The sequence below is a fragment of the Streptomyces sp. NPDC002513 genome (genome assembly GCF_053595355.1).
Window position 1 is genome coordinate 16363 of the sequence record NZ_JBSFXK010000046.1, and the last position, 25439, is coordinate 41801.

The window sequence follows — 25439 nt, forward strand, 5'->3', positions numbered from 1 at the left end:
CGAGCACCGGGGCTGCCGGCCGGGTCAGCCGATCCGGGCCCCCGTCGCCGAGAGCGCCTCGGTGACCGGCTGGAAGAAGGTCTCGCCCCCCGAGGTGCAGTCGCCGCTGCCGCCGGAGGTGAGGCCGATCGCGCTGTCGCCGTCGAAGAGCGCGCCACCGCTGTCACCGGGCTCGGCGCAGACGTCGGTCTGGATGAGACCGCTGACCGTGCCCTCCGCGTAGTTCACGGTGGCGTCCAGACCGGTGACCGTGCCGGAGTGGGTCTGGGTCGTCGAGCCGCTGCGGGTCACCTTCTCGCCGACGGTCGCGTCGGCCGCCTTGGTGATCGCCTGTGCGGAGCCGTCGTAGAGGTCGACGGCGCTCGGGTGGTCGACGTCCGCGGTGTACTTGACCAGGCCGAAGTCATTGCCCGGGAAGCTGGACTGCGCGTTCTGGCCGATCGTCCTGCCGCTGGAGTCCGACCAGCTGGAGATCGCCTGGGTGCAGTGTCCGGCGGTCAGGAAGTACGGCTGGCCGTCCTTGACCACGTTGAAGCCGAGCGAGCAGCGCCCGCCCGAGCCGGTGATGGCGTCGCCGCCCGCGATGAAGGGCTTGAACGCGCCCTGCGAGCGCCTGAGTTCGGCCTTTCCGCCGAGCCCGTCGACCACGTGGGCGAGCCGCGCCCACGCCGCCTTCGACACGGTCCGGTCGGCCGTGACGACGACCTTGTCGGTCCTGGGGTCGGTCGCCCAGGAGGTGCCCGGGAGCGTCGCGTCCTTCTGGAGCGTGGTGCGGGCGCCGGCGAGTTCGGTCAGGGAGTTCTGGACGACTCTCGCCCTGGCGCCGGCCGCCTGGACGGTGTTCGCGGCCGTCTCGTCCAGCACGTTGACGACGAGCTGCTTCGTCCTCGTGTCGTAATACGTTCCGGCCGCGTCGGCGCCCAGGTCCTCACCGAGTGCCGAGGCGAGCTTTCCGGCCGCGACGGCCGAGAGGGTGTGGGGCGCCTGGGCCGTCGAGATCTCGCTGGCGTTCGCGTTCTGGAAGGTCACGCCCGCGACGATCAGCGCGACGGCGCCCGCGCCGGCCAGGGCGGTCCGCCGCCGGATTATGCGTCGGTGCTTCAACTCACGTCCTCCTGTGGGGGGTCGGCCGCGGGAACGTGGGGGTCCACCACGACCGGAAGGCGTACGGGCACGGAGGCGGCGTACCGCAGAGGCCACGTCCGCACCCACCGTGCGGAGCCCACTATTCCGAGGCTCACAGGGAGCACACAAGGTCGACTTCAGGACGCGCACACGCCAACGGCCGTGCGCCCCCCGCCCGCTGACCGTTCCCTTGTGTCTCCCGCCTGGATTCCCACTGCACATGCCACATGAGGGTTATCCCTGTGCCGCCCACGGGGTCCGGTCCTGTCTGGATTCCGGTGCTTCGGACGCGAGTTCCAGGAGTGGGAGGCAGAACGAACATTGCTCCCGCACCGATTGCTCGCCGGTCACGCCGTGCGGACGCGCGCCCCGCGCCGCGCGCCTTTCGGGGGTGATTCCGGCGCGCACACGCACAGAAGCCCCCGCGCCCAGGAGGTTCCTGGGCGCGGGGGCTCCCCCTGCCGCCGGCTGCGGATCAGGTCGTACGGGAATGCCGGTGGGACGGGATCAGTAGACGTGGACCCCGTAGGCGCTGAGGGCCTCGGTCACCGGCTGGAAGAAGGTCGTGCCGCCGGAGGTGCAGTCGCCGCTGCCGCCGGAGGTGAGACCGTAGGCGACACCGCCGTTGGAGTACAGCGGGCCGCCGGAGTCGCCGGGCTCGGCGCAGACCGTCGTCTGGATGAGGCCGCTCACGATGTCGCCGGAGCCGTAGTTGACCGTCGCGTTGAGAGCGGTGACGCGGCCGCTGTGGATGCCGGTCGTGGAGCCGCGGCGGTTGACGGTGGTGCCGACGGAGGGCGTGGCCGCGCTGGTGATGTCCACGCTGCCCACGGTGCCCGACTTGGTCACCGAGCTGTTGGTGTAGCGCACGATGCCGTAGTCGTTGCCGGGGAAGCTGGAGCCGGCCGTGGTGCCGAGCGTGGTGGAGTGGGCGGAGTTCGACCACCAGGTGCCGGCGCCGGAGGTGCAGTGCCCGGCGGTCAGGAAGTAGTAGTTCCCGCTGGAGTCCTGGACGTTGAAGCCGAGCGAGCAGCGCCAGCTACTCGCATAGATGGCGTCGCCGCCGGAGATGAGCTTGTTGAACCTGCCCGGGGTGTGCTTGATGGTGAGGGCGCCGGCGTTGCCGCCGGCCGCCTTCTTGATCTTCGCGATCTCGGCCTGGGAGACCGAGCTGTCGGCGGTGACGACGACGCGGTGGGTCGTGGGGTCGACGGCCCAGGCGGTGCCCGGGACATCGGCCTTGAGCACCGAGTCGCTCGCGTTGCTGAGCTGGTTCGCACTGAAGGTGTGTACGTCGCTGGCGTTCGCGCTGGGGACGGTGAACGCGGCGACGGCCACGAGTCCGGCGGCCACGGCGACCAGCCGGGTCTGTCTCGCGATACCGCGTGTGGGGTTGGTGCGCTTGATCCTCACTTGGCGTTTCCTCCAAGGGAAGTCGGGGGCCCACGTGGGGAATGGGGCCCGTGAGGCGCAGCCGGGAGCCGGCTCGTCCGGATTCCGAATATTGCCGTGCTCCTGACAAAACGCTGAGGGGGAGTATTCGGCCGCCTGACCGATCGGCGCAAGAGCGCCTTTCGGCCGTGGGGCCTTCAACTGCCCCACGAGGCCTGGAGGGTGACGGCGTTTTCGGGGGCCGCGCTACAGCAGGGTGCGCTCCCCCGCCTCGATCCCGATGCTCAGGGTGTTGCCCGGTGGCGGGAAGGGGCAGACGAAGTGGTCCGCGAAAGCGCACGGCGGAAGCAGGGAGCGGTTGAAGTCCACCGTCGTACGCCCCTCGGCGTCGGGCGCCGGCGGCCGCAGGAACCGGAAGCGGTAGCTGCTGTCCCCGCTGGTGGCATCGGCGAAGACGGCCCACAGCGAGCCGTCGCCCTCGACCGAGACCTGCAGGGTGAGGTCCGCTCCGTCGAGTGGGAAGGCCAGGACACCGCCGAGCGCGAGGCCGCGGTGCTGCCCGTCGGCGTTCTCGACGCGTACGGTGCGGTGCTCTCCGTACGGGGTGAAGTGCCCCTCGACCGACCAGCGCGGATCGTGGGGGGTGGCGTCGATGCCCTGGAAGGCCCGGCGTGCGGGGGCGTCGGGGTCGTAGTCGCGCAGGCCCCAGACGCCTTCGCGGACGAGGACGACCAGGCGGCGCCCGCCCGCCGCGACACGGGCCTTGGTGACGGGGCCGGGATCGGCGCCCAGCCGGATCTCACCGGTGAAGGGCTCGCCGTCGACGGTCAGGCCGTCGTCCGCTCCGGCCGTCAGCACCACCCCCTCCTCGTCGGCCGTCCAGCGCCCGGGGATGGCCGGAATCAGACCATCCGGATAGTCCTCCAGCCAGAAGGTGCCGGTCAGCGCGAGCGGCCCGTAGGGCGCCGACACCTGCTCGGTACGGCGCTCGTGCCACCGCTTCCACTTGTCGGATGCGTCCGTCGTCATGTGATCAACCCTTCCACAGCGGATCCGTCGGCCCGGGGTGCGACCGCAGCGTGGCGCGGCGACGGCCCCGTACGAGTCGGGACAAGGGGAGTCCCCGCACCGGACGGCAGGCCGGGCGAGGCCCGGCGCCGGCGTCGTGAGCCGTCCGCCGGTCGACGGCGGCGGCCAGGTGCGGCAGCCCCCGGCCGGGCGATGAGGTCATCGCGGGGACACCTTTCTCCGGGCGGGCCCGACGCGCGGACACCGCCTCGGGGTCGTGGGGGCGCAGGGCCGCGTCAGGCCTCGGCACGACCGGACAGCTCACGCAGGAGGATCAGCACGGCCCGGGCCGCGGCGTCGTTCTGCCGGAACGCCGGTCCGCCCGTCCGGGGCCTGGTGAACGCGCCGGCGCCCCGGGCGTCGGTGTGCGGCCCGAGCGCGAAGCGGCGCGGATGCGGCAGGCCCGAGCGGTCCAGAAGGCGCCCGTCCGCGGGGTCCACGGCGAGCAGCCCCTCGCCGGTGGCGAGGGCGCCGTCCGCGTACAGCTCCCTCAGCAGCCGGTCGCGGGTGCGCTCGACCGTGGGGTGCGGCAGCCGCGCCTCGACGAGCGCACGGGCCTCGACCGCCAGGCCGGGCGCGGTGGCGCTCGTCGCCCGGAAGACCCCGTCCTCGGCGGTGACGGTCATGCCGGCGCCGAGGAAGTGGAGGACGCCCGCACGCGAGAGTGCGAGCATCTGCCGCAGCCGTGGTCCGGGCGGCCCGGACGCCAGAAAGCTGAAGAAGCCGTGCCACCAGGCCCCGATGTCCCCGAGCCGCACCACCTGCCCGTAGACCGACAGCAGTCCGAGGAAGACGGCCAGGTCGGCGCTGTGCGCCGGGTCGTGCCGCCGGGCCAGATCCGCCTCTATATGGGCGCGCAGCCCGTCCTGGAGCGCGGTGTGCGACGCGTAGCGCACCCCGTCCAGCGGGCGGTCGAGCGCGGTGAGGTCGAGCCGGTCGGCCGGATCGGGAACGGCGGCGGCCACCAGCGCGGGCAGCGACGCCGGGTCGGCGACGGCGTACTTCTCCTCGAAGTCCGCCCAGGCGACCGCGGTGCGCTCGGGGTGGGCGGCGAACAGCCGGTGGTAGTGGGCGAAGCCCAGCTCCTTCTCGATCAGCGGCCATACATCCCGCCGGAAGTCGAAGCCGTCCGGGCGCGCGAGCAGCGCGTCGACCTCGGCGGGCCCGAAGAACCGGGGCAGCGGCGGCCGTTCGCCCGTCCAGTCGTAGCCGATCTTGGAGTGGTACGGGACACCGCGCCGGGAACCCACGTACAGCACCGGCTCCCGTCCGGAGGGAACGTAGACGTCCCCCTCGTAGCGTCCGCCGCGCCCCTCGGTCAGCAGCACCATGAGGTCGACGAAGGCGAGTCCGAAGCCGCGGACGAGGACGGGTTCGCCGGCCTTCAGCGAGGACAGGTCGCTGTCGGCCGTGAAGTCGGGCGGCAGGTAGACCAGTTGGTGCGTGCGGGCGTACGAGGCCCAGGTGCGCTGTTCGGCGTCGAGTTCGGCGTCGAGGTGGCCGAGCGTGAGGACGACGAGATCGGCGAGGAGCGGCTCGGGCCGTCCCCGGAGCCAGACCCGCTGCCGGGCCTCGCGCGGACCGTCGACCCGGACGGCGAGGTGGGGGTGGTGATGGACGCGGATGCCCGGCGGCAGGGCCGCGACCGCCTGCTCGTACACCCAGCGCAGATAGGCGCCCTGGCTCGGGCGACCGGCGAAGACGCGTCCGTCGATGCCCGCCCACTCGTGCAGGGTCGGGCCCGCGCGCACCGGGCCCTCCATGGCCACCGTCTCGTCGGTGAACATGGTCACGTCCTCGGCGTGCGAGTTCATCCACAGCAGGGGGGACTGCGCCGCGCGCCAGATGCGTCCGGCGCCGGGCGGATACGGGTCCACCAGGTGCACGTCCAGCTCCGCACCGGCGTACAGCTCGGGCGCGTTGGCGGCGATCCGCTCCAGCAGGCCGGTCCCCCGCGGTCCGGCGCCCACGATCACCAGCGAACGGCGTGCGGTGCTCATCGTGTGCGCTCCGCGCCGCGACCGGCGCGCACCGCCTCGGCGGCGTACGCGGCCGAGACGCAGGCGAACCCGAGGAGGACGAGAGCTACGAGGGCCGCGGCCCACTGGCCCGGACGGCGGCGCGGGAGGATGCGCGGGAGTGCGGACTCTTCGGCGGCCGCGGCCGGTTCGGCGAGGGTGTCGGAAGGCATGCGAAGGCTCCGTGACGCGTCGGATCAAACACGGGTGGTGCCTTCACACGGGGGGTGCGCTGCGGCCGAGCCCCTCAGCAGGGCCGCGCCCCGAGCGTACGGGGGCGATTCCCCTCACTGTCAAGGCCGTCCATACTGTGAGCCGCGCGTCTCAAGTCGGTTGACGCGGATACGGATGCCTGTTCCACTGGGCACATGCGCCCACAGCAGCGGCTGGTCACCCGCTCCCACATCGACTTCGGTCGCGTGTGGTCCTCCTCCTGTTGAGCCGACCCCGCTGCGCGCCCTGATCCAGGGCGCCCCACGCGTTCTTCCCCCGCCTTCACACGCGTTCCCCCTCCCCTCTTCGCGCCCCCTCCCCCTGCACTTCCTCGCGTTTCCTCGAACGTCTTCGCGCGTCCTCGCACGCCGTCGCGCCCCTCTCCTCGAAAAGTGGGGGACGACGGGCCCGGCGATCCTGAAGTCGCTCATCTCACCGCCACAGCAGAGGAGTTGACGCACACACCGGTGCGGTTTCTGCGGGGCGTCATGCGAGGGCGGCCGGGTCGGCGTCCTCGCGCTCCCGCCCGTCGAACGCACCGACCCGACAGCGCACCGGGGTCTGCTCGCGCCGGTCGATGCCGGCCCGCGCCTCGGCGGCGTCGCGGCGCAGCACCGCCTGCTGGACCGCGAGATCGTAGGCGAGGCGCTGCACCCGGTCGAACGCCTCGGCCACCTGAAGGACCTCCGGTGCGGCCCGGCCGGGCACGGCGAGCGGCGCGGGCGGCGGCGTCCGTCCCGGGGCGCCGTGCCGCACGGCGGCGAGCGTCCGCGGCAGCCGGGTGCCGGACACCTCCCGCGCCTGCGCGGCGAGGGCGTCGAGCGGTGTGGAGACGGAGCGTACGCAGTCGAGGGCGAGGTGGCCGAGCGCGGCGACCGTCCCGAGGGCGGACAGCGCGAACAGCAGCAGAGCGCACCGGGCCACCGCCTCCCGTCCGGCGGCGCGGTCCTCGGCGTCCCGGCCGAGCGAGAACTGCACCGCGTGCAGGCCGTTGAGGGTGGAGGCCATGGACGCCCACCAGGTCACGGACGGGATGGTGCGCGAGCCGAGCCGGCCGCCGCCGCGCACCGCGGCGCCCTCGTAGGCGAGCGCGCGGACCGCGTCCGGTGTGCCGAGCGCCGCGTCGAGCCGCCGCCGCTGGGCCGTGGTGGCCGAGCGCCCGAAGCTCTCCAGGGCGGCGAGTCTGCCCGCGCGGAGCTGGAGGAAGCGGAGGTAGTCCTCGGCGCGGAACCGTCCGGCGGGTACCGCGCCGAGCATGAGGGCGTGCTCCTCGGCGGTGAACTCCTTGGCGGCTCCGAGGGCCCGGAGCGCCTGGCAGGCGGCGCGCAGCCGGCCGTCGCGCACCGTGTCGAGGCCGGGCCCGAGCCGGTCGAGGACGGTGATGGCGGCGGTGAAGGCGTCGAAGGTCGCCCTGACCGTGCCGGTGCCGTCGTCGGCGTGCCGGCGGATCGCGACGAGTGCGTCGAGCCGTCGCAGGGACGCGCGCACGGCGGTGGCGACCGCGTCGTCACGCCCCCTGAGCGCCGCCTCCAGCCGGTCGCGGGCGGTGTCCGTGGCCCTGCGCCGGGCGGGGAGCCCGTCGCGGAACCGCCGGACACCGCCGAGGTGTCCGATGGTCAGTCCGCGCTCCTTCTGCAGGGCGTGGACGAGTCCCTGGAGCGTGCCGGAGAGCCGGGCGTTCGCGGCGGTGGCGGCCGCGGCGCGGTACGCCGAGAACTGCTCCGCGGCGGCCGCACCCAGCAGGGCGAGCAGCACGGCCAGGGCGAGGACGAGGATCCTCAGCAGCCTGGCACGGACGGTGACGTGCACGGACCTGCCTTGGGTAGGGGCCGGGTCGTGGAGGCCGGGTGGTGGAGGTAGCCGGAAATGGTCCCGCGACTGACCAACGACCCGGCGGCACACCGGTCACCACATCATGTGCTTGTTTTACGGAGCGGAAACAGTATTTCCTCAGTTTTCCCGGATTCTCCACGTCTTGAGTCTCCGTCAGAAAGGAGACGAGAGAGACCCTCCCCGTGCCGGTGCCGCAGGAACGGACGATTCCGAACTCGGCTCCCTCCCCGTGCCTCGCACGGCGTTGAGCTGCGGCGGCTCATCTGCCCCTTCGTTCACCCGTACGCACGACTCGCCACCCATACGCCGCCGCAAATAATATTTCACTCACAGTCAGCAGTGATGTGCTCGACGGCCCTTGGGACACGCGGGCTCTCGACGTATTGACTGTGCACCAGTACCGTCACGAAACCCCCGTGTGGCGTCTATCCCCTTGGCGCCGCATCCGCATCATGGACGACCATGGAGTTGCGGAAGGCTTGAGAACCCGCTGTGAGAGGAGGCGTCCATGGGATCGGTACGCAAGGCGAGTGCCTGGCTGGGCCTCGTCGACGACAACGATGACGAGCGTTACTACGACGACGACTACGCCGAGGGCCAGGACCACGGCGATGCCTGGGTGACCGACCCGCACGTCAAGGTCGCGTCCGACACGGCCGAGGACAAGGGCCGCCGGATCGGCACGGTGACCCCGGACAGTTTCCGGGACGCCCGGGCCATCGGCGAACTCTTCCGGGAGGGCGTCCCGGTCATCGTGAACCTCACCGCCATGGAGCCCGGCGACGCCAAGCGCGTGGTGGACTTCGCGGCCGGTCTGATCTTCGGCCTGCGCGGCTCGATCGACCGGGTCTCGAGCCGTGTCTTCCTGCTGACCCCCGCGGACACCGAGATCGTCAGCGGCGACGCCGCGAGCCGGCAGCAGGACGGCTTTTTCAACCAGAGCTGAGGCAGGGCCGTTCACCGGCCCTGCCCGCTTCGGGCCGGCTCACCGGAAGGCGTCGAGCCCGGTGAGCGCCTTGCCCAGCACGAGCTGGTGCATCTCGACGGTGCCCTCGTAGGTGAGCACCGACTCCAGGTTGGTGGCGTGCCGCATCACGGGGTACTCCAGGGAGATCCCGTTGGCGCCGAGGATCGTACGCGCGCTGCGGCAGATGTCGATGGCCTCGCGTACGTTGTTGAGCTTGCCGAAACTGATCTGTTCGGGACGGAGCCGTCCCGCGTCCATCCGCCGCCCCAGATGATGGGCGAGCAGGATCCCCTTGTGCAGTTCGACCGCCATATCGGCGAGTTTGGCCTGGGTGAGCTGGAACCCGCCGATGGGCCGGCCGAACTGTTCCCTGCTTTTCGCGTACGCCACGGCGGTCTCGAAGCACGAGCGGGCCGCCCCCATCGCGCCCCACACAATGCCGTACCGGGCGTGGGAGAGAGCGCTGAGCGGTCCCTTCAGACCGACCACGCCGGGCAGGACGGCGTCGGCGGGCAGACGCACGTCGTCGAGGACGAGTTCACTGGTCACGGAGGCCCGCAGGGACCACTTGTGCCTGATCTCGGGGGCCGAGAAACCGGGCGTGCCGGCGGGGACGACGAACCCGCGGATCCCCTCGTCGGTGCGCGCCCACACGACGGCGACCCCGGCGACCGAGCCATTGGTGATCCACATCTTGCGGCCGTTGAGGACCCAGTCGGAGCCGTCGCGCTTGGCGTGGGTGCGCATCGAGGCGGGGTCGGAGCCGTGGTCGGGCTCGGTGAGCCCGAAGCACCCGATGGTGTCGCCCGCGGCCATGCGGGGCAGCCACTGCTGCTTCTGCTCCTCGCTGCCGAACCGGTGCACGGCGTACATGGCGAGGGAGCCCTGGACGGAGACGAGGGACCGGATCCCGGAGTCGGCGGCCTCCAGCTCCAGGCAGGCGAGGCCGTACTGCACGGCACTGGCCCCCGCGCAGCCGTAGCCGCTCAGGGACATGCCGAGCGCGCCCAGCGAGCCGAGCTCCCGGGCGAGTTCCCGGATCCCGGGCAGCTCGCCCCGCTCGTACCACTCGGCGACGTACGGCAGCACGCGCTCCGCCGCCCAGGTCCGCACCGTGTCGCGGATGGCCAGGTCCTCGGCGTCCAGCAGGTCGTCGATCCCCAGCGGGTCGGCGGGGTCGAAGGGGGGCAACGTCGGGGACGGGGTCATGGACAGCCTCCGTGACACTGAAAACTAGCAGCGCTAGTCATGACTGGACGGGCCGACGGTACGACGCGCCGGGCCGCGCGTCCAGTACCGGGTGCCGTGCTGTGCGTCCGCCGGGGCCGCGCCGGACCCGGGGCCGCTCGCCCGCACAGCCCGGTCACACCGAGACGCGGGAGTCCTCGGCCTTCCGCGGGGCCGGTACGGCGGCTTCACCCGCCGCGGCCGGCGGCTCGCAGTGCATGACCCGCGGCAGCCGCAGGGCCATCACCGCACCCAGCAGCAGCAGGACGGCGCTGACCAGGAGCGTCACATGCAGACCGTGGACGAAGGAGTCGCGCGCCGCGTGGCGCAGTGCCGCGCCCCGCGCGCCGTCCAGGCGGTCCGCCACCTCGTACGCCTCGCCGAGCGAACGGCCGGCGGCCCTGGTCGCCCACGCCGGCACCCCCGGCACCGACGACAGGCCGGGCGTGTACGCCGCGTTCATCACGCTGCCCAGCAGCGCGATCCCGATGCCGGCGCCCAATTGGTACGACGTCTCACCGATCGCCGCGGCCCCGCCTGACTGCGCCTGCGGTGCCTCGCTCAGCATCGACTCGTACGCGCCGAACAGCGTCGTCTCCAGCCCGAAACCGAGCAGGACGAAACCGGACAGGAGCAGCCCCGGGTTGTCGTGACCGCCCATCGGAATGAGCGTGAGCACGGCGACGGCCGTCAGACAGAAGCCGGACGCCACCATCCGGCGGGGGCCGAAGCGCTGCAGCAGGCGCGAGCCGAGCAGGCCGGCCGCCATCGCCGCGAACGTCAGCGGCAGCAGCCGCAGTCCCGTCTGGAGCGGCGACAGACGCAGCACCAACTGCAGATACTGTGCCGCGATGAGTTCGAGGCCGACCAGTGCCAGCATCGCCAGCACGATGCATCCGACCGAGGTGCCGAACGCCGGGCGGGCGAACATCCGCAGGTCCACCAGCGGGTGCGTGCGGCGCCGCTGCCGCCGTACGAAAGCGACCAGCAGACCCGCGCCCGCCAGCAGCGGAAGCAGGGTGTACGGGCCGAGCGGCGAATGTCCGGCGCCGAGCCGTTTCACGGCGAGCACCAGGGCGAAGAGGCCGCCCGCCGCCATGAGCGCGCCGAGCACGTCCCAGGGGCCTTCGCCCTCGCCCTTCGACTCCGGCAGCAGCAGCCTGCCGACCGGCAGACTGACCAGCATCAGCGGGATGTTGATCAGGAAGACCGAGCCCCACCAGAAGTGTTCGAGGAGGAATCCGCCGAGCAGCGGCCCGAGCGCCGCGCCCACCGCGGCCACCGCGCTCCAGATGCCGATCGCCAGCGCCCGCTCGCGCCGGTCGGGGAAGGCCTGGCGCAGGATGGACAGGGTCGCGGGCATGATCATCGCGCCGCCCACGCCGAGCAGTGCCCGTGCCGCGATCAGCACCTGCGCGTCCTGGGCGAGGGCTGCCGCCCCGGAGGCGATGCCGAACAGGCCGTAGCCGAGCAGCAGGACGCGTCTGCGGCCGACGCGGTCGCCCAGCGTGCCGAAGAGGATCAGCAGCGAGGCGCAGACGAGCGGGTAGGCGTCGACGATCCAGAGCAGTTGCATCGCACCGGGCTTGAGATCCTCGGTGACGGCGGGCATCGCGACATGCAGCACGGTGGCGTCGACGGCTACGAGCAGCAGGCTCACGCAGAGGACGACGAGGACGGCCCAGCGGCTCGCACGCGCCCCGGCCACCCCGATGCGCGACGCGGCGGCGGCCGTGGTCGTCCCGGACATGTAGGTACCTCCCAGCTGATCCCTCGCTCCGGCGGATCCACGGGGTGGGGACGCCCCCGCGGCCGTGCCGGGAGAGCGGTTCCCGAAAGGACGCAACGAAGCGAGCGAGTCGCCAGCGTACGCGAGTTCCCCGAGCCGCCGCGTGGCGGACCTCTCAGGTTCCCCGGGCAACGGGTGTGGCGTGTGCCACCTCTCCCCCGGCTCACCCCATGACACGAGCCGGTCCGGTGCCCGCCGCCCTCGATAATCGGGCGGATGAACGATCCTGCCCGGCGCACGACGCCGTCCGTCACCGGCGCCCTGCGCAGGGCCGCCCCCGCCCTCCTGGGATACGCGGCCGTCCGCGCGGTGGGCCTCGTCACGCTCGCCCTGTGGAGCGCGGCCCGCGGTACGAGCCCGCACACCTTGCTGGCCGCGCGCTGGGACTCGCTCTGGTACACCAGGGTCGCCGCCCTCGGCTACGGCTACGAGGTCCGCCTCCCGAACGGCGACGTGCACTCGAACCTGGCGTTCTTCCCGCTGCTGCCCTGGCTGGAGCGGCTCGGCGCGGCGGTGACCCCGCTGTCGTACGCCGATGCGGGGCTCGCCGTCGCCGCGCTCGCCTCGCTCGCCGCGGCCTGGGGGATCTTCGCCGTCGCGGACCATGTGCACGACCGCCGGACGGGCACCTGTCTGGTGCTGCTGTGGGCGGTGCTGCCGATCGGGATCGTGCAGTCGATGGCGTACAGCGAGTCCCTCTTCACCGCGCTCGCCGCCTGGTCGCTGTACGCGGTCCTCACCGGCCGCTGGGTGACGGCGGGGGTGCTCGCCTCGCTCGCGGGTCTGACCCGGCCGGTGGGCGCGGCCGTCGTCGCGGCGCTGTGGGCGGCGGCGGTCGCCTCGTTCGTGGACGAGCGGCGCGCGCCCCCGGCGGACGGTGTCCGGTGGGTGCGCCGGGCGCTCGGTATGGTGATCGCCCCGCTCGGCGCCGCCGGCTACCTCCTGTGGGTCGGCCACCGCACGGGCCGGGGCCCGCTCGGCTATCTCGATGTCCAGGCGGGATGGCGCAATGGATTCGACGGCGGTTACGCCTTCGCCCGTTTCATCGCGGGCACGTTCACCTCCTTCCCCTCCGCCCTGGCCGGCGTGGGACTGATCGCCGGGGTGGCGTCGGTCGTCTGGCTGTACGTCATCTGCGCCCGGCAGCGTCAGCCGCTGCCGTTGCTCGTGTACACGGGGGTGGTCACCGTTCTCGCCCTGTGCGCGTCAAGCTACTTCGGCTCGAAACCGCGTCTGCTGCTGCCCGCCTTCCCCCTGTTGGGCCCCCTCGCCCGGGCACTGGCCCAGGTACGTCCGCGCAGGTCCGCCGTGGTGCTCGGCGTTGTCGCCCTGGCATCGGCGGTATACGGGGCGTTCTGGCTGAACGGCTCCGGTCCGCCGTGATCCACTCCGTACCGCACGGTGAGCGGCCGGATAATTTCACCCAAGCGTTCGGTGAACGAAAAGATAAGGGCCATATAACCAAGCCCCTTGGTGATCAATGGAATTGAAGGACGAGCGGCACGCCGATAACAGAATCCGTAGAAATAAACCCCCTGTTGAGAGGAATCCCACATCACATCGTCATCACAAAGCCGTTGCTTCGGCCGGGCCCACAGCTCACTCGCTGTAACGTCGATTGAGTGCGTACCGAACGAAAGCTGAGCCGTCTGGACCGGGTCTTCGCCCGGTTGGACCGTGAGCCTGAACGACCGGCCCACATTGACGTGCCCCGGATGAGCCGGCACCGAGTGGTTCTCTTCTCGGCGACCCTGGCCTTCTACACGGCGATCGTGTGGGCCGTCGTCGTCTCCTCCTGGCTGGTCCGGCTCGACTGGCAGGTCATGTTCTTCCGGCCGTACCAGCAGTGGCCGCAGATCCACGCGTTCCTCGACTACTACGTGGTGCTGGGCCAGCGCGGCCCCACCGCGGTGATGGTCGCGTCCTGGCTGGGCTGGCGCTCATGGCGGCAGCACACCCTGCGTCCCCTGCTCACGCTGGGCGCCGCGCTGCTCCTGCTGAACATCACGGTGGGCGCGGCCAAGTACGGAATGGGCCGCCTCGGGCCGCACTACGCGACGGTCATCGGATCGAACGAGATGTGGCGCGGCGGCGATATATTCCCCTCCGGCCACACCGCGAACGCGGTGGTGACCTGGGGCATCCTGGCCTATCTGGCCTCGACGCCGCGGGCCAGACGCTGGCTGTCCGCGCTGTCCGCGGTGACCTCCCTCGGCGTCGGCCTGACCACGGTCTACCTCGGCACGCACTGGCTGAGCGATGTGCTCCTCGGCTGGGCCGCGGGGCTGCTGATCCTGCTGGCCCTGCCCTGGTTCGAACCGCTGATCGCCCGCGCCGAGACGGCCATCCTCGATCTGCGGGACCGTCGGCGCACCCCCCGTGCCGTCCCGGCGCCCGTACCCGCACCCGCCCCTGTGGCCGCGTCCCCGCAGGTCGCCACCCCCCGCACGGCGGCGGGCGAGCAGGCACCGGCCCGGGAACCGGTGGCCGCCACCCGCGCGGTCCGGCCGCAGGTCCACCTGGCCCCCGGACCGCACACCACCCGCGCGGAGCGCACCCCGGTCACCCCGGCGGGCAGCCGCCGTCCGCCGCACTCGGACCGGCTGCCCCGCGGCACCGCGCCGGCCCGGCCGCTCGCGGGCGGCTGAGCACGCCCGGCGGGGACCGGTACGCACAGCCTCCCCGCGCCACGAAGGCCCCGGCTCGCGAGCCGGGGCCTTCGGTCGTCAGCCCTTCCAGCAGCGTCTCACCCTGCCGTCGACGACCTCGAAGTTCAGCCGTCCCACGCGGTACTCCATGGTGATGATCGTGCCCGGCGACAGGGAGCGGACGGTGCTCCACCCGCGCTCGCGGGCGAGCCGCTCGGCCCGGTGCGCCTCCAGGCCCACGTATGCGTCCGGGGCGTCCTCGGGTCCGGCGTCCGGAGGGGGAATGGGTGCCATGCCGCCACGTTAGGCCGCGGGCCCTCGCCAGGGAAGTCCGGGCCGCCCGTTCCCTGAGCCGCTCATCCCTCTCCGGTCACGCTTCTGTCACAGAATCACGACAGCCGTTTCGCCCTCACGACGTCACACATACGAGGGGTTCCGCAGGCGCCACACACCTCTTCGAACGCAATTCGGAGCCGGTTCGAGCACGCTCGGAAGGGGTTCCGTAATAACCCCGCGGAAAAACGTGGTCCGCACTTCGCTCCCGGCTCTTTCCCTTCCGATCCGAGAATCGCGCGCACCACCTGACTCCGCAGAGGAAGTACACGGCTTCGGCACAGAATCCCCGTACGCGCCCCGTCGGAGCGTGTGACGAGCGAGGGGGCAGGCGATGGGGACGGACACCGCACAGGCGGCCGTGGCGGCTCTGCGGGCGAGGCGGCGCGGACGGCTGGTCGTCGACTGGCTGACCACCACCGACCACAAGAAGATCGGCCACCTCTATCTGGTGACGTCCTTCGCGTTCTTCCTGGCCGGCGGGATCATGGCGCTGCTGATGCGCGCCGAACTGGCCCGGCCCGGGCTCCAGCTCATGAGCGAATCCCAGTACAACCAGCTGTTCACGATGCACGGCACGATCATGCTGCTGCTGTTCGCCACCCCGACCTTCGCGGGCTTCGCGAACGAGATCATGCCGCTGCAGATCGGCTCCCCCGATGTGGCGTTCCCACGGCTGAACATGCTGTCGTACTGGCTGTTCCTGTTCGGCGGACTGATCGTGCTGGGCTCGCTCCTGACCCCGGAGGGCGCCGCCGACTTCGGCTGGTTCGCCTACGCGCCGCTCAACGACCTGAACCACACTCCGGGCATCGGCGCCGACATGTGGATCATGGGTCTCGCGCTGGCGGGCTTCGGGACGATCCTCGGCGCGGTGAACTTCCTGACGACGATCGTCGGGATGCGCGCGCCGGGCATGACGATGTTCCGGATGCCGATCTTCACCTGGAACACGCTGTTCACGTCGATCCTCATCCTGATGGCGTTCCCCGTGCTGGCCGCGTCGCTGCTGGTCCTGGAGGCGGACCGGCGGTTCGGCGCCCAGGTCTTCGAGGCGGCGAACGGCGGGGCGCTGCTGTGGCAGCACCTGTTCTGGTTCTTCGGCCACCCCGAGGTGTACATCATCGCGCTGCCGTTCTTCGGGATCATCACGGAGATCATCCCGGTGTTCAGCCGCAAGCCGATCTTCGGCTATCTGACGCTGGTCGCCGCCACGATGGCGATCACGGGACTGTCGGTGGTCGTCTGGGCGCACCACATGTTCGCGACGGGCGCGGTGCTGCTGCCGTTCTTCTCCTTCGTGTCGTTCCTGATCGCGGTGCCCACCGGTGTGAAGTTCTTCAACTGGAGCGGCACGATGCTGCGGGGCTCCCTGTCCTTCGAGACACCGATGCTGTGGGCGACCGGCTTCCTGGTCTCGTTCCTGTTCGGCGGGCTGACCGGGGTGATCCTGGCCTCGCCGCCGCTGGACTTCCACGTCACCGACTCCTACTTCGTGGTCGCCCACTTCCACTACGTCGTCTTCGGCACCGTCGTCTTCGCGACCTTCGGCGGCTTCTACTTCTGGTGGCCCAAGTTCACCGGGAAGATGCTGGACGAACGGCTCGGCAAGATCCACTTCTGGACGCTGTTCGTCGGCTTCCACATCACGTTCCTGGTGCAGCACTGGCTGGGCGCCGAGGGCATGCCGCGCCGGTACGCGGACTATCTGGCCGCCGACGGCTTCACCGCGCTCAACACGGTCTCCACGATCGGCGCGTTCCTGCTCGGCATGTCGACGCTGCCGTTCCTCTACAACATCTGGCGGACCGCGCACTACGGCACCAAGGTGCAGGTCGACGACCCCTGGGGCTTCGGCCGCTCCCTGGAATGGGCGACGTCCTGCCCGCCGCCGCGGCACAACTTCGTCACGCTGCCCCGGATCCGCTCCGAGTCCCCGGCGTTCGACCTGCACCATCCCCGGTACGCGGCCGAGGCTCCCCAGCCCGAGCCAAAGCGGCATCAAGCCGGTCACGAGCCGACCTGAGGGCGTCGGTCAGTCCGGCCGGCTCCAGCACCTCGAACGGGAAGCCGGTCATCATGAGGTGAACCGCCATCGCTTCGAGGCTCGCGGCGCCCGTGCGCAGCAGACAGCTGGTGGCGGTCTCCGCCTGCAGCACCCCCGTCGAGGGTGAGATCCGCTCGGCCGCCTCGGGCAGCGGCACCAGCAGCCGCACCACGGCCTGGGTGGGGTACACGGACGTGGAGACGCCCCGCGACACATACGCGGCCAGGTCGTCGGCCGGGGGTGTGCGCGGGGTGAAGCGGGGACCGTGCGGCGGCTTCAAGGTGATGCGGTCGACGCGGAAGGTGCGCCAGTCCTCCCGGTCGAGGTCCCAGGCGACCAGGTACCAACGCCGCTCGGTGCACACGAGGCGGTGCGGTTCGACCGTACGGCGGGTCGGGGCGCCGGTGACGGTCTGCCCGCTCTCGCCGGTGCGGTACTCGAAGCGCAGCCGCTGCGCGTCCCGGCACAGATGCGCGAGTTCCGTGAGGACGGCCGGGTCGACGGTGGCGGACCGGGCGCTGTGCAGCATCGGCACGGTGAACGCGTTGAGGGCGGCCACCCGGCGGCGCAGCCGCTCCGGCAGCACCTGTTCGAGTTTGGCGAGCGCGCGCACGGAGGACTCGCCGATGCCCTCGATCCCCTGCCCGGCGGCCGTGCGCAGCCCCACCGCCACGGCCACCGCCTCGTCGTCGTCCAGGAGCAGCGGGGGCAGCTCGGCTCCCGCGCCGAGCCGGTAGCCGCCGCCGGTACCCGGACCGGCGTTGACGGGGTAGCCCAGCTCGCGCAGCCGGTCCACGTCCCGGCGCACGGTGCGGTCGCTGACGCCGAGGCGCGCGGCGAGGTCCGCCCCGGACCACTCACGATGGGTCTGGAGCAGGGACAGCAGGCGCAGCAGTCGGGCGGAGGTCTCCAGCATGGTCCGAGTCTGCCAGCCCGCGCGGACGGCGGATGTCCGCGCGGAGGGTCAGCCCACCGCGCTCACGGTCACCGACAGGTCGTTGTCGACCGTGTAGTACGGCCAGGCCTGCACCTCGCCGTGCTCCGCCCGCACAGCGGCCTTCGGATAGCGGAAGACCGGCTTCTTGTCCGCGACGTCGTCGAGCAGCCGGGCGATCCGCACCCGCGGCCCCGCCGCCCCGCCCGGGCGCAGCCACAGGTCCCAGATGCCGGGGCCGAGCGGCGCGTAGGGCACGGTGAAGCCGAACTCCGCCTCCCGCGCGGTGACGTCGGCGCGCACCACGGACCGCGGGCCGCCCCGCTCGCGGACCTCGGCGTAGGCGCCCGGCGCGAGCCCGGTGCCGTACACCCGGCCGCTCACCCGCAGCTCGCCCTCGCCGATGCGGAGGTCGCCCGCCTCGGCGTGCGGGGCGCGCAGCCAGCTACGGACGGCGAGGGTGCCGTCCTTGGCCGTGTAGGGGATGCGGACGGCGATCCGGGTCGCCGTGTCGCCGGGCGCACGGTCCACCAGGGAGCGCAGGTCGTTGACGCCGGGGGCCAGGCGGCTCGGCTCCCCGTCGGCGAACCGTGCGGAGGCGTCCCAGCGGCCCTCGGGCAGATCGACGCCGCTGGGCAGGGCGGCGCGCAGCCGGCCCGTCCCGGCCGGGGCCAGCGGCAGCGCGGTCTCCTCGCCGTCGCGGCGGCGCAGCACCAGATGGGCGGGGCCCGTCGCGCCGGTGCCGGCGATGTCGAAGGTCAGCCCGCCCGCGCCGTCGGCGACACAGTCGGCCCGCAGAGGTGTGGCGGAGTGTCCGTGCCGCGGGGTCTCGGTCATCATGCGGGGCGCCCCCTTCTCAGTACGCCGCGCCCGGCGTCGCGGGCGGTCCGGGCACCGCCGAGCAGGGCCGCCCGGGTGCGGTGCAGCGAGCCGCGCAGCCGGCTGCCGTGCGGGGCGGTGCCGGTGAACAGGGATGTGTAGCGTTCGGCGAGGCGGGACGGGTCGAAGCGCGCGGAGGCGTGCAGGGCCGCGGCCGCCATCCGCTGCCGCAGGGCGTCGTCGTTGATCAGCTCCAGCAGTCCGGCGGCGACGGCGTCGGCGCTGCCGGACTCGACGAGGCGTCCGTCGACGCCGTCGTGGATGATCTCGCGGGGCCCGTGCGGGCAGTCGGTGGAGACCACGGGCAGTCCGCAGCGCATGGCCTCGACGATCGTCATGCCGAAGGACTCCGTGCGGGAGGTGACGGCGGCGAGGGAGCCCTTGGCCCACTCGGGCTCGAGGGGGTGGGCGGGTCCCATGAGGTAGACGTGGTTGTACAGGCCGAGGCGGTCGACGAGGGCGCGCAGTTCCTCCTTCTGCTCGCCGCCGCCGTAGATGCGCAGCCGCCAGTCGGGCCGCTCGGCGCGCACCCGGTCGAAGGCGGTGACGAGCAGGTCGTAGCGCTTGACGGGGGCGAGCCGCCCGGCCGCCACGACCCACTTGGCGGTGCCGTCGGCGGGGGCGAGGGCCGGGGCGGGCACCGGGTTGGGCAGGGCCTCGATCCGGACGCCCGGCAGCCGCATCCGGGCACGGTAGGCACCGGCGTCGGCCTCGGTGGTCGTGGTGAGGACGTCCAGGCTCGGGTAGGCACCGCGCAGGACCGCGCGCAGGGCATTGGAGTGGCTGTCCAGGGTGAGGTGCTCCTGGCCGACGCGGAGCGGGCCGCGCCGGGTCTGGCGGGCGAGGTGCACGTTGAGGCCGGGGCGGGTGGCCACCACCACGTCTGCCTCGGTGGACGCGAGGTGCTCACCGATGCGGCGGTCGGACAGGAGGCTGTACTGCCGGTAGCGGCCCTCCGCGCGCGGGAAGACCCGCGCGGGCCGTGCCAGTTCGGGGTGGCCGTGGTCGGGACCGTCCGCACGCAGATCGACCAGGTGGCGCAGCCGGACGCGGGGGTCGGGCGCGAAGACGGGTTCCTCGCGGTGGCGGAAGACCGAGACGATCTCCACGTCGTGGTGCTCGGCCAGCGCGCCGGCGAGGTTGTACGTCGTGCGGTTCGTCCCTCCGATCCCGTAGGCGTTGTGTATCAGGAAGGAAATGTGCATGCGTCCCCGGATTCCTTGTCCGTACCGCTCGGCCCCGGCATTGTCCCAGCCTGCCACGGACGGGCGGGCCCGGGGCTCCGCGGTCCCGGTCGGGGCCCGCACGCCACGGGCCCCGACGTCGCCGTCAGGGACGTCGGGGCCCGGGAGCCGAGTCGGTCAGAGGGCGAGCCGCTGCCCCGGCACGATCAGGTCGGGGTCACCGCCGATGACCGCCTTGTTGCGCGTGTAGAGCCGCTGCCAGGTGGTTCCGTGCCGCTCGGCGATGCCGCTGAGGGTGTCGCCGCTGCGGACGGTGTAGTCGCCGCGGGCCGTCCCGCGACCGGTGTGTCCCGTCGAGCGCTCCGGCGCCTTCGACGACTGCTTCGACGGGGCGGACTTGGTGGTGGTGGACCCCGAGGCCGGGTGCGACACGTGCGCGCTGCTCGGGGACGCGTGGGTGGCCGCCGTCACGCCCGAGGCGGCGGGCGCGGTTCCGCTCGCTCCGGCATGCACGGAGCAGACGGGCCATGCGCCCCAGCCCTGCGCGTGCTGGACCTTGGTGGCGACGGCGATCTGGGCCCCCTTGGAGGCCTGGTCGGCGGTCGGGGCGTAGGCGGTGCCGCCGTACGCGCGCCAGGTGCCGGCGGAGAACTGCAGTCCTCCGTAGTAGCCGTTGCCGGTGTTGATGTGCCAGTTCCCGCCGCTCTCGCACTGGGCGATACGGTCCCACACTCCCCCGTCGGCCGCAGCGGCGTTGCCGGTCGCGGCGAGCAGTCCGAGCGGGGCGAGCAGGGCCGCTCCGGCGAGGACCACCGTCGTACGGGTCGTACGGGCCTTACGGGTGCTATCGGCACATTCAGACATGTAATTCCCTCTCCACATACCCGGGATCCCCCAAGGCGGAGCACGTCGGCCGCGCAGGGAGCGCGGTCGTCGCGCGCCGTCCCGTCCACCGGTGGATGGTGCTGCGCGCCGGCTGTGCGGCGCGACCGGTGGACGTACCCGGACGGTGCTCGTTGCACACGGCGAAGGAATGTAAAGAGGTGGGACACCCGAAATCAACCAACTCCATGTCATTGCAGGCCAGTTCGCCGTTACCGGGGGTATCGCCGATTTCCGGCCAACCCTTTCATTCCCTCATTTCAGGATTTTTCGGCCACTCGCCCCCGATGCCGGTGACTCACTTCACGCAACCAACTCGCTTGTTCAGCCGGGAAGTTAACACGGAGTAACTTATTCCGCCCGGTCCTTCACCCTGCGCATCGGATGGTTCGATTCCGTTCGCCCCCGTGCGTGACTCCGGCCACAGATCGCCCGTTGTCTTCTTCATGAGCCGGGGACCCCCGTGCTCATGGGCCGGGAGCCACCCGGCACTGTCACGCACCGCATCCCGAGGGAGCCACCCGTGCCGCGCATGCTCGACGTCAGCGACGCCGTACGCGCCGAGATCGGCGACGAAGAAGCCGACCGGCTGCTCGCCGGAGAGAACGCCCCGGGCAGTTACGACTGCACGTCCTGCCGCACCCCGGGCGACTCCGATCAGGAGCGCACCAGCACCGTCCTGTTCATCGGCGAGGAGACCGCCGTTCTCGCCTTCGCCCATGCCACCTGCCTGCCCTCCCAGGTCGTCCAGGTCACGGAGGAGCAGTTGCAGGGCGCCGTCCGCTCCATCACCGCCGACACAGGAGGTGTCCAGGGCGCCCCCGAGCAGGCGGTGCTGGGCATCACCAGCGGACTCGTCCTGATCGCCGGGGAGTTGCACCCGGCGCTCGTCGTGGAGCCGACCGCGCCGATCGTGCGCCCCGGAGGCACCGGATTCGGCGACGACTTCCTGCCCCTGCTCGTCGAACAGGGCTTCCTGCCGCTCACCGAGATCGCCTCGGTGCCGCCCGTGCTGCACGGCTGGTCGGTGCTGCTCGCCATGGGCCAGCTGCACGCGGTCCTGCAGCCCGGCGGCAACGGCGGGCAGCCGGTCGCCTGGTGGCAGGCGCACCAGCCGCTCCAGGTCACCGACGGCTGGCGGGCGGCCGCCAACAAGCACCAGCAGGTGCTGATGTTCGCGGCACCGGTGGGCTCGATCGGCCGCCAGCCGCGGGAGGACCTGCTGCGGGACGCCCTGGACAAGGCGGCGGCGAACGGGAAGCTCGTCGCCGCCGCCCTGCCCCTCGCGGGAATCTGAGGCACAGGTCCGTCCACCGGGCGCGGGGCCGGCCGCGGCTCTCGCACGGTTCCCCGCGCCCGTCACGGCCCCGCGCCCGGAGCGGCGCACCGCGCCCTCGGGAGGCAGACCATGACGAACCGGACCAAGCGACCGCATCCCTTGAGCGGCGGGGTCGTTGGCACCTACGTGCACGCATATGACGTCCCCCGCCGCCAGTCCTATCAGCCGATCCCCTCCGGGCGAGCGGCTCAGGACCCTTCGGCCGGCTCCTCGACCACGCCGATCTACGACGAGCTCTGCGCCGAGTACGTCCGGGCCTTCCGGGCCTGCCCGGGCGACCGCAGCGGCGAGGAGGATCTGGGCTTCGTCGCCTTCTCCAGCTCCCCGCACGACACGGGCTCGTACGGCATCGGGACGTACGGCACGGGGACGTACGGCACGGGAACCTACGGCACACACCACGGGACCCCCCAGCACGCCACCGGTCATCTGACCGCCCAGCACGGCCACTCGGCCACGGCGAACACCGTCTGGGAGCAGGTCGCGCGGCAGGCCCGGGGCATGCACCCCGTCCCGGCGCTGCCGCCGGCACCGCGCAGAGGGCTGTGAGCGACATACGAGAAGGGGCGGCCTCCGTCAGGCCGCCCCTTCTCGTATGTCGCCTATCGGCTCTGTCGCCTCACTTCTTCTTGCTGCCGCGCTTCTCCCGGACGCGGACGGAGATATGGATCGGCGACCCGTCGAAGCCGAACTCCTCGCGCAGCCGGCGCTCGATGAACCGGCGGTAGCCGGCCTCGATGAAGCCGGAGGCGAAGAGCACGAACCGCGGGGGCTTGGTGCCCGCCTGAGTGCCGAAGAGGATGCGCGGCTGCTTGCCGCCGCGGACCGGGTGCGGGTGCGCGGCGACCAGCTCTCCGAGGAAGGCGTTGAGCCGGCCCGTCGGAACACGGGTCTCCCAGCCCGCCAGCGCGGTCTCGATCGCCGGGACCAGCTTCTCCATATGGCGTCCGGTGCGCGCGGAGACGTTCACCCGCGGCGCCCAGGCGACCTGGCCCAGCTCGGTCTCGATCTCCCGCTCCAGGTAGTAGCGGCGCTCCTCGTCCAGGGTGTCCCACTTGTTGTAGGCGAGGACGAGCGCGCGGCCCGCCTCCACCGCCATGGTGACGATGCGCTGGTCCTGGACCGAGATGCTCTCGGTGGCGTCGATCAGCACGACGGCGACCTCGGCCTTCTCGACCGCGGCCGCGGTGCGCAGCGAGGCGTAGTAGTCCGCGCCCTGCTGGAGGTGAACCCGCTTGCGGATACCGGCCGTGTCGACGAACTTCCAGGTCTTGCCGCCGAGTTCGATCAGCTCGTCGACCGGGTCGCGGGTGGTGCCTGCCTGCTCGTTGACCACCACGCGCTCCTCGCGCGCGACCTTGTTCAGCAGCGAGGACTTGCCGACGTTCGGGCGGCCGATCAGGGCGACGCGGCGCGGCCCGCCGACCCCGCCGTTGCCGAATGTCTGGGCGGGCGCCTCGGGCAGGGCCTCGAGGACGGCGTCCAGCATGTCGCCGGTGCCGCGGCCGTGGAGGGCGGAGACGGGGTGGGGCTCGCCGAGGCCGAGGTTCCACAGGTACGCCGCGTCGGCCTCGCCGCTCGGGCCGTCGACCTTGTTGGCGCAGAGCACCACGGGCTTGCCGGCCTTGCGCAGCAGGCGCACGACCGCCTCGTCGGTGTCGGTGGCGCCGACCTTGGCGTCGACGACGAAGACGACCGCGTCGGCCGCCTCGATCGCGTACTCCGCCTGGGCCGCCACGGAGGCGTCGATGCCGAGGACGTCCTGCTCCCAGCCGCCGGTGTCGACGACCTTGAAGCGGCGGCCCGCCCACTCGGCCTCGTAGGTGACACGGTCGCGGGTGACGCCGGGCTTGTCCTCCACGACCGCCTCACGGCGGCCGATGATGCGGTTGACCAGGGTCGACTTGCCGACATTGGGGCGGCCGACGACGGCGAGCACGGGCAGCGGGCCGTGTCCGGCCTCCTCGATGGCGCCCTCGACGTCCTCGACGTCGAAGCCCTCTTCCGCGGCGAGCTCCATGAACTCCGCGTACTCGGCGTCGCCGAGCGCCCCGTGGTCGTACTCGTGCTCGGCCGAGCCCTCGGGCTGGATGTCGTCGTTCATGAAGTCCGTACCTCGTTCATCGTGGTGATCGGTGGACACCGCGCCTACGGTGATCCACTACTCAAGTGTCGCTCTCGCGCCCGGTGAGGCGCCTGGCGTTTTCCAGGTGCTCGGTGAGCCGCTCCTGGATGCGCACGGTCGCCTCGTCCAGCGCCTTGCGCGTACGCCGCCCGCTGCCGTCACCCGCCTGGAACGGGTCACCGAAGACGACGTCTATCCGGCTGCGCAGCGGAGGCAGTCCTTTGACCCACCGTCCGCGCCGCTCGGCGCTTCCCAGCACGACCACCGGCACGATCGGCGCCCCGCTGCGGACCGCGAAGTAGGCGAGTCCGGCGCGCAGCGAGGCGAAGTCGCCCCCGCCACGGGTGCCCTCCGGGAAGATCCCGAGGACGCCTCCGTCCTCGAGCACGCCGAGCGCCTGGGTGACGGCCGTGCGGTCGGCGGTCGTACGGTCCACCTTCACCTGGCCGATCCCGGTCAGAAACGGGTCCAGCGGGCCGACGAACGCCTCCTTCTTGATCAGGAAGTGCGTCGGCCGGGGCGCCACGCCCATGACCATCGGGCCGTCGACGTTGTGGGAGTGGTTGACCGCGAAGATCACCGGGCCGGTCGCGGGAACCTTCCAGGCACCGAGGACCCGCGGCTTGAACAGCCCGTACATCAGGGGGACGCCGATGAGCCGCCCCAGTTCGGCGCCCCGCTCGGACGGAGCCCCGGTCACTTCGCCGCCCGCTTCTCCTCGACGAGGGTCACGACACACTCGATGACCTGCTGAAGGGTGAGGTCGGTGGTGTCCACCTCGACGGCGTCGTCCGCCTTCGCGAGCGGGGAGGTCTTGCGGCTGGAGTCGGCGGCGTCCCGCTTGATCAGCGCCTCGCGGGTGGAGTGCAGGTCGGCGCCCTTCAGCTCGCCGCTGCGGCGGGCGGCACGCGCCTCCGGGGAGGCGGTGAGGAAGATCTTCAGGTCGGCGTCCGGCAGCACGGTGGTGCCGATGTCACGGCCCTCGACGACGATTCCGGTCGGCGCGAGGGCGGCGAGCGAACGCTGCAGCTCGGTGATCCGGGCCCGCACCTCCGGCACCGCGCTGACCGCGCTGACCCTGGAGGTGACCTCCTGGGTGCGGATCGGGCCGGAGACGTCGGTGCCGTCCACGGTGATGGTGGGCGCCGACGGGTCGGTGCCGGAGACGATCTCCGGCTTGCCCGCCACGGCCGCGATGGCGGTGGGGTCCGTTATGTCGATGCCGTTGCTCACCATCCACCACGTGATCGCCCGGTACTGGGCGCCGGTGTCCAGATAGCTCAGGCCGAGCTGCGCGGCCACGGCCTTCGAGGTGCTGGACTTGCCCGTGCCGGAGGGGCCGTCGATGGCGACAATCACTGCCGGGGCGGTCCGGGCGGCGCCGTTTTCCACGGTGGGGACACCTTCCTGGTGCGGGGTGGTGGTGTGGGCGGGAC

The 25439-nt window shown here is 72.0% G+C and carries 22 protein-coding genes; 6 read left to right on the plus strand and 16 right to left on the minus strand.

All coding sequences use genetic code 11. The features are described from left to right. Positions 1 to 24: 24 nt before the first annotated feature. From ACWD5Q_RS25690 to ACWD5Q_RS25715, 6 genes are all read right to left on the minus strand, one after another. On the minus strand, positions 25 to 1104 hold the full coding sequence (locus ACWD5Q_RS25690; RefSeq protein ID WP_451429396.1) for a S1 family peptidase: 1080 nt from the start codon (positions 1102 to 1104) through the stop codon (positions 25 to 27). A gap of 528 nt (positions 1105 to 1632) precedes the next feature. Then, positions 1633 to 2538: a S1 family peptidase gene (locus ACWD5Q_RS25695; protein WP_451429397.1), complete on the minus strand. Its 906-nt coding sequence runs from the start codon at positions 2536 to 2538 to the stop codon at positions 1633 to 1635. Between the two features lie 225 nt (positions 2539 to 2763). Continuing rightward, complete coding sequence (locus tag ACWD5Q_RS25700; protein ID WP_451429398.1) at positions 2764 to 3546, minus strand: DUF1684 domain-containing protein; 783 nt, start codon at positions 3544 to 3546, stop codon at positions 2764 to 2766. A gap of 275 nt (positions 3547 to 3821) precedes the next feature. After that, positions 3822 to 5585: an FAD/NAD(P)-binding protein gene (locus ACWD5Q_RS25705; protein WP_451429399.1), complete on the minus strand. Its 1764-nt coding sequence runs from the start codon at positions 5583 to 5585 to the stop codon at positions 3822 to 3824. Then, positions 5582 to 5776, minus strand: coding sequence for a hypothetical protein (locus tag ACWD5Q_RS25710; RefSeq protein ID WP_451429400.1), 195 nt, complete (start codon positions 5774 to 5776; stop codon positions 5582 to 5584). Before ACWD5Q_RS25710 ends, ACWD5Q_RS25705 begins: the two co-directional genes overlap by 4 nt. A gap of 526 nt (positions 5777 to 6302) precedes the next feature. Continuing rightward, positions 6303 to 7625 (minus strand): nitrate- and nitrite sensing domain-containing protein, encoded by a 1323-nt coding sequence (locus tag ACWD5Q_RS25715; protein WP_451429401.1) that lies wholly within the window; start codon positions 7623 to 7625, stop codon positions 6303 to 6305. A 532-nt stretch (positions 7626 to 8157) separates the two neighbouring features. Here ACWD5Q_RS25715 and ACWD5Q_RS25720 point away from each other — a divergent pair. Beyond that, positions 8158 to 8595 (plus strand): cell division protein SepF, encoded by a 438-nt coding sequence (locus ACWD5Q_RS25720; protein WP_451429402.1) that lies wholly within the window; start codon positions 8158 to 8160, stop codon positions 8593 to 8595. A 39-nt stretch (positions 8596 to 8634) separates the two neighbouring features. Here ACWD5Q_RS25720 and ACWD5Q_RS25725 read toward each other — a convergent pair whose 3' ends face one another. Together ACWD5Q_RS25725 and ACWD5Q_RS25730 are read right to left on the minus strand one after the other, a co-directional pair. Further along, entirely contained in the window at positions 8635 to 9825 is a 1191-nt protein-coding gene (locus tag ACWD5Q_RS25725) for an acyl-CoA dehydrogenase family protein (RefSeq protein WP_451429403.1), read from the minus strand. Positions 9826 to 9979: 154 nt separating this feature from the next. After that, positions 9980 to 11593: an MFS transporter gene (locus ACWD5Q_RS25730; RefSeq protein ID WP_451429404.1), complete on the minus strand. Its 1614-nt coding sequence runs from the start codon at positions 11591 to 11593 to the stop codon at positions 9980 to 9982. Positions 11594 to 11848: 255 nt separating this feature from the next. On the opposite strand from ACWD5Q_RS25730, the gene ACWD5Q_RS25735 reads away from it, so the two are divergent. After that, positions 11849 to 13015 (plus strand): hypothetical protein, encoded by a 1167-nt coding sequence (locus ACWD5Q_RS25735; protein ID WP_451429405.1) that lies wholly within the window; start codon positions 11849 to 11851, stop codon positions 13013 to 13015. Positions 13016 to 13254: 239 nt separating this feature from the next. Continuing rightward, positions 13255 to 14280, plus strand: a complete 1026-nt coding sequence (locus ACWD5Q_RS25740; protein WP_451429406.1) for a phosphatase PAP2 family protein — start codon at positions 13255 to 13257, stop codon at positions 14278 to 14280. Between the two features lie 78 nt (positions 14281 to 14358). Here ACWD5Q_RS25740 and ACWD5Q_RS25745 read toward each other — a convergent pair whose 3' ends face one another. Continuing rightward, on the minus strand, positions 14359 to 14574 hold the full coding sequence (locus ACWD5Q_RS25745; RefSeq protein WP_451429407.1) for an I78 family peptidase inhibitor: 216 nt from the start codon (positions 14572 to 14574) through the stop codon (positions 14359 to 14361). A 373-nt stretch (positions 14575 to 14947) separates the two neighbouring features. On the opposite strand from ACWD5Q_RS25745, the gene ctaD reads away from it, so the two are divergent. Then, positions 14948 to 16639 carry an aa3-type cytochrome oxidase subunit I gene (gene ctaD / locus ACWD5Q_RS25750; protein WP_451429408.1) on the plus strand — a complete coding sequence of 564 codons (1692 nt, stop codon included), beginning with the start codon at positions 14948 to 14950 and terminating at the stop codon, positions 16637 to 16639. Here ctaD and ACWD5Q_RS25755 read toward each other — a convergent pair. From ACWD5Q_RS25755 to ACWD5Q_RS25770, 4 genes are all read right to left on the minus strand, one after another. Continuing rightward, complete coding sequence (locus tag ACWD5Q_RS25755; protein WP_451429409.1) at positions 16521 to 17576, minus strand: helix-turn-helix transcriptional regulator; 1056 nt, start codon at positions 17574 to 17576, stop codon at positions 16521 to 16523. The two genes, ctaD and ACWD5Q_RS25755, sit on opposite strands and share 119 nt — an antisense overlap. Before the next feature lie 48 nt (positions 17577 to 17624). Continuing rightward, positions 17625 to 18434, minus strand: coding sequence for a hypothetical protein (locus tag ACWD5Q_RS25760; RefSeq protein WP_451429410.1), 810 nt, complete (start codon positions 18432 to 18434; stop codon positions 17625 to 17627). Further along, positions 18431 to 19678: a glycosyltransferase gene (locus ACWD5Q_RS25765; RefSeq protein WP_451429411.1), complete on the minus strand. Its 1248-nt coding sequence runs from the start codon at positions 19676 to 19678 to the stop codon at positions 18431 to 18433. Before ACWD5Q_RS25765 ends, ACWD5Q_RS25760 begins: the two co-directional genes overlap by 4 nt. A 156-nt stretch (positions 19679 to 19834) precedes the next feature. Then, positions 19835 to 20521 (minus strand): transglycosylase family protein, encoded by a 687-nt coding sequence (locus ACWD5Q_RS25770; RefSeq protein ID WP_451429412.1) that lies wholly within the window; start codon positions 20519 to 20521, stop codon positions 19835 to 19837. A gap of 541 nt (positions 20522 to 21062) precedes the next feature. Here ACWD5Q_RS25770 and ACWD5Q_RS25775 point away from each other — a divergent pair. Next, positions 21063 to 21836 carry a hypothetical protein gene (locus tag ACWD5Q_RS25775; RefSeq protein ID WP_451429413.1) on the plus strand — a complete coding sequence of 258 codons (774 nt, stop codon included), beginning with the start codon at positions 21063 to 21065 and terminating at the stop codon, positions 21834 to 21836. A 111-nt stretch (positions 21837 to 21947) separates the two neighbouring features. Further along, a complete protein-coding gene (locus ACWD5Q_RS25780; RefSeq protein ID WP_451429414.1) occupies positions 21948 to 22427 on the plus strand; it encodes a hypothetical protein in 480 nt (159 codons plus the stop codon). Between the two features lie 70 nt (positions 22428 to 22497). Here ACWD5Q_RS25780 and der read toward each other — a convergent pair whose 3' ends face one another. The 3 genes from der to cmk form a co-directional block, all read right to left on the minus strand. Beyond that, complete coding sequence (gene der, locus ACWD5Q_RS25785; RefSeq protein WP_451429415.1) at positions 22498 to 23982, minus strand: ribosome biogenesis GTPase Der; 1485 nt, start codon at positions 23980 to 23982, stop codon at positions 22498 to 22500. 61 nt (positions 23983 to 24043) lie between these two features. Continuing rightward, the gene (locus tag ACWD5Q_RS25790) at positions 24044 to 24742 is read right to left on the minus strand and encodes a lysophospholipid acyltransferase family protein (RefSeq protein ID WP_451429416.1); all 699 of its coding nucleotides are present in this window, start codon (positions 24740 to 24742) and stop codon (positions 24044 to 24046) included. Further along, entirely contained in the window at positions 24700 to 25395 is a 696-nt protein-coding gene (cmk, locus tag ACWD5Q_RS25795) for a (d)CMP kinase (protein ID WP_451429417.1), read from the minus strand. The genes ACWD5Q_RS25790 and cmk overlap by 43 nt, the downstream gene beginning before the upstream one ends. Positions 25396 to 25439 lie beyond the last annotated feature (44 nt).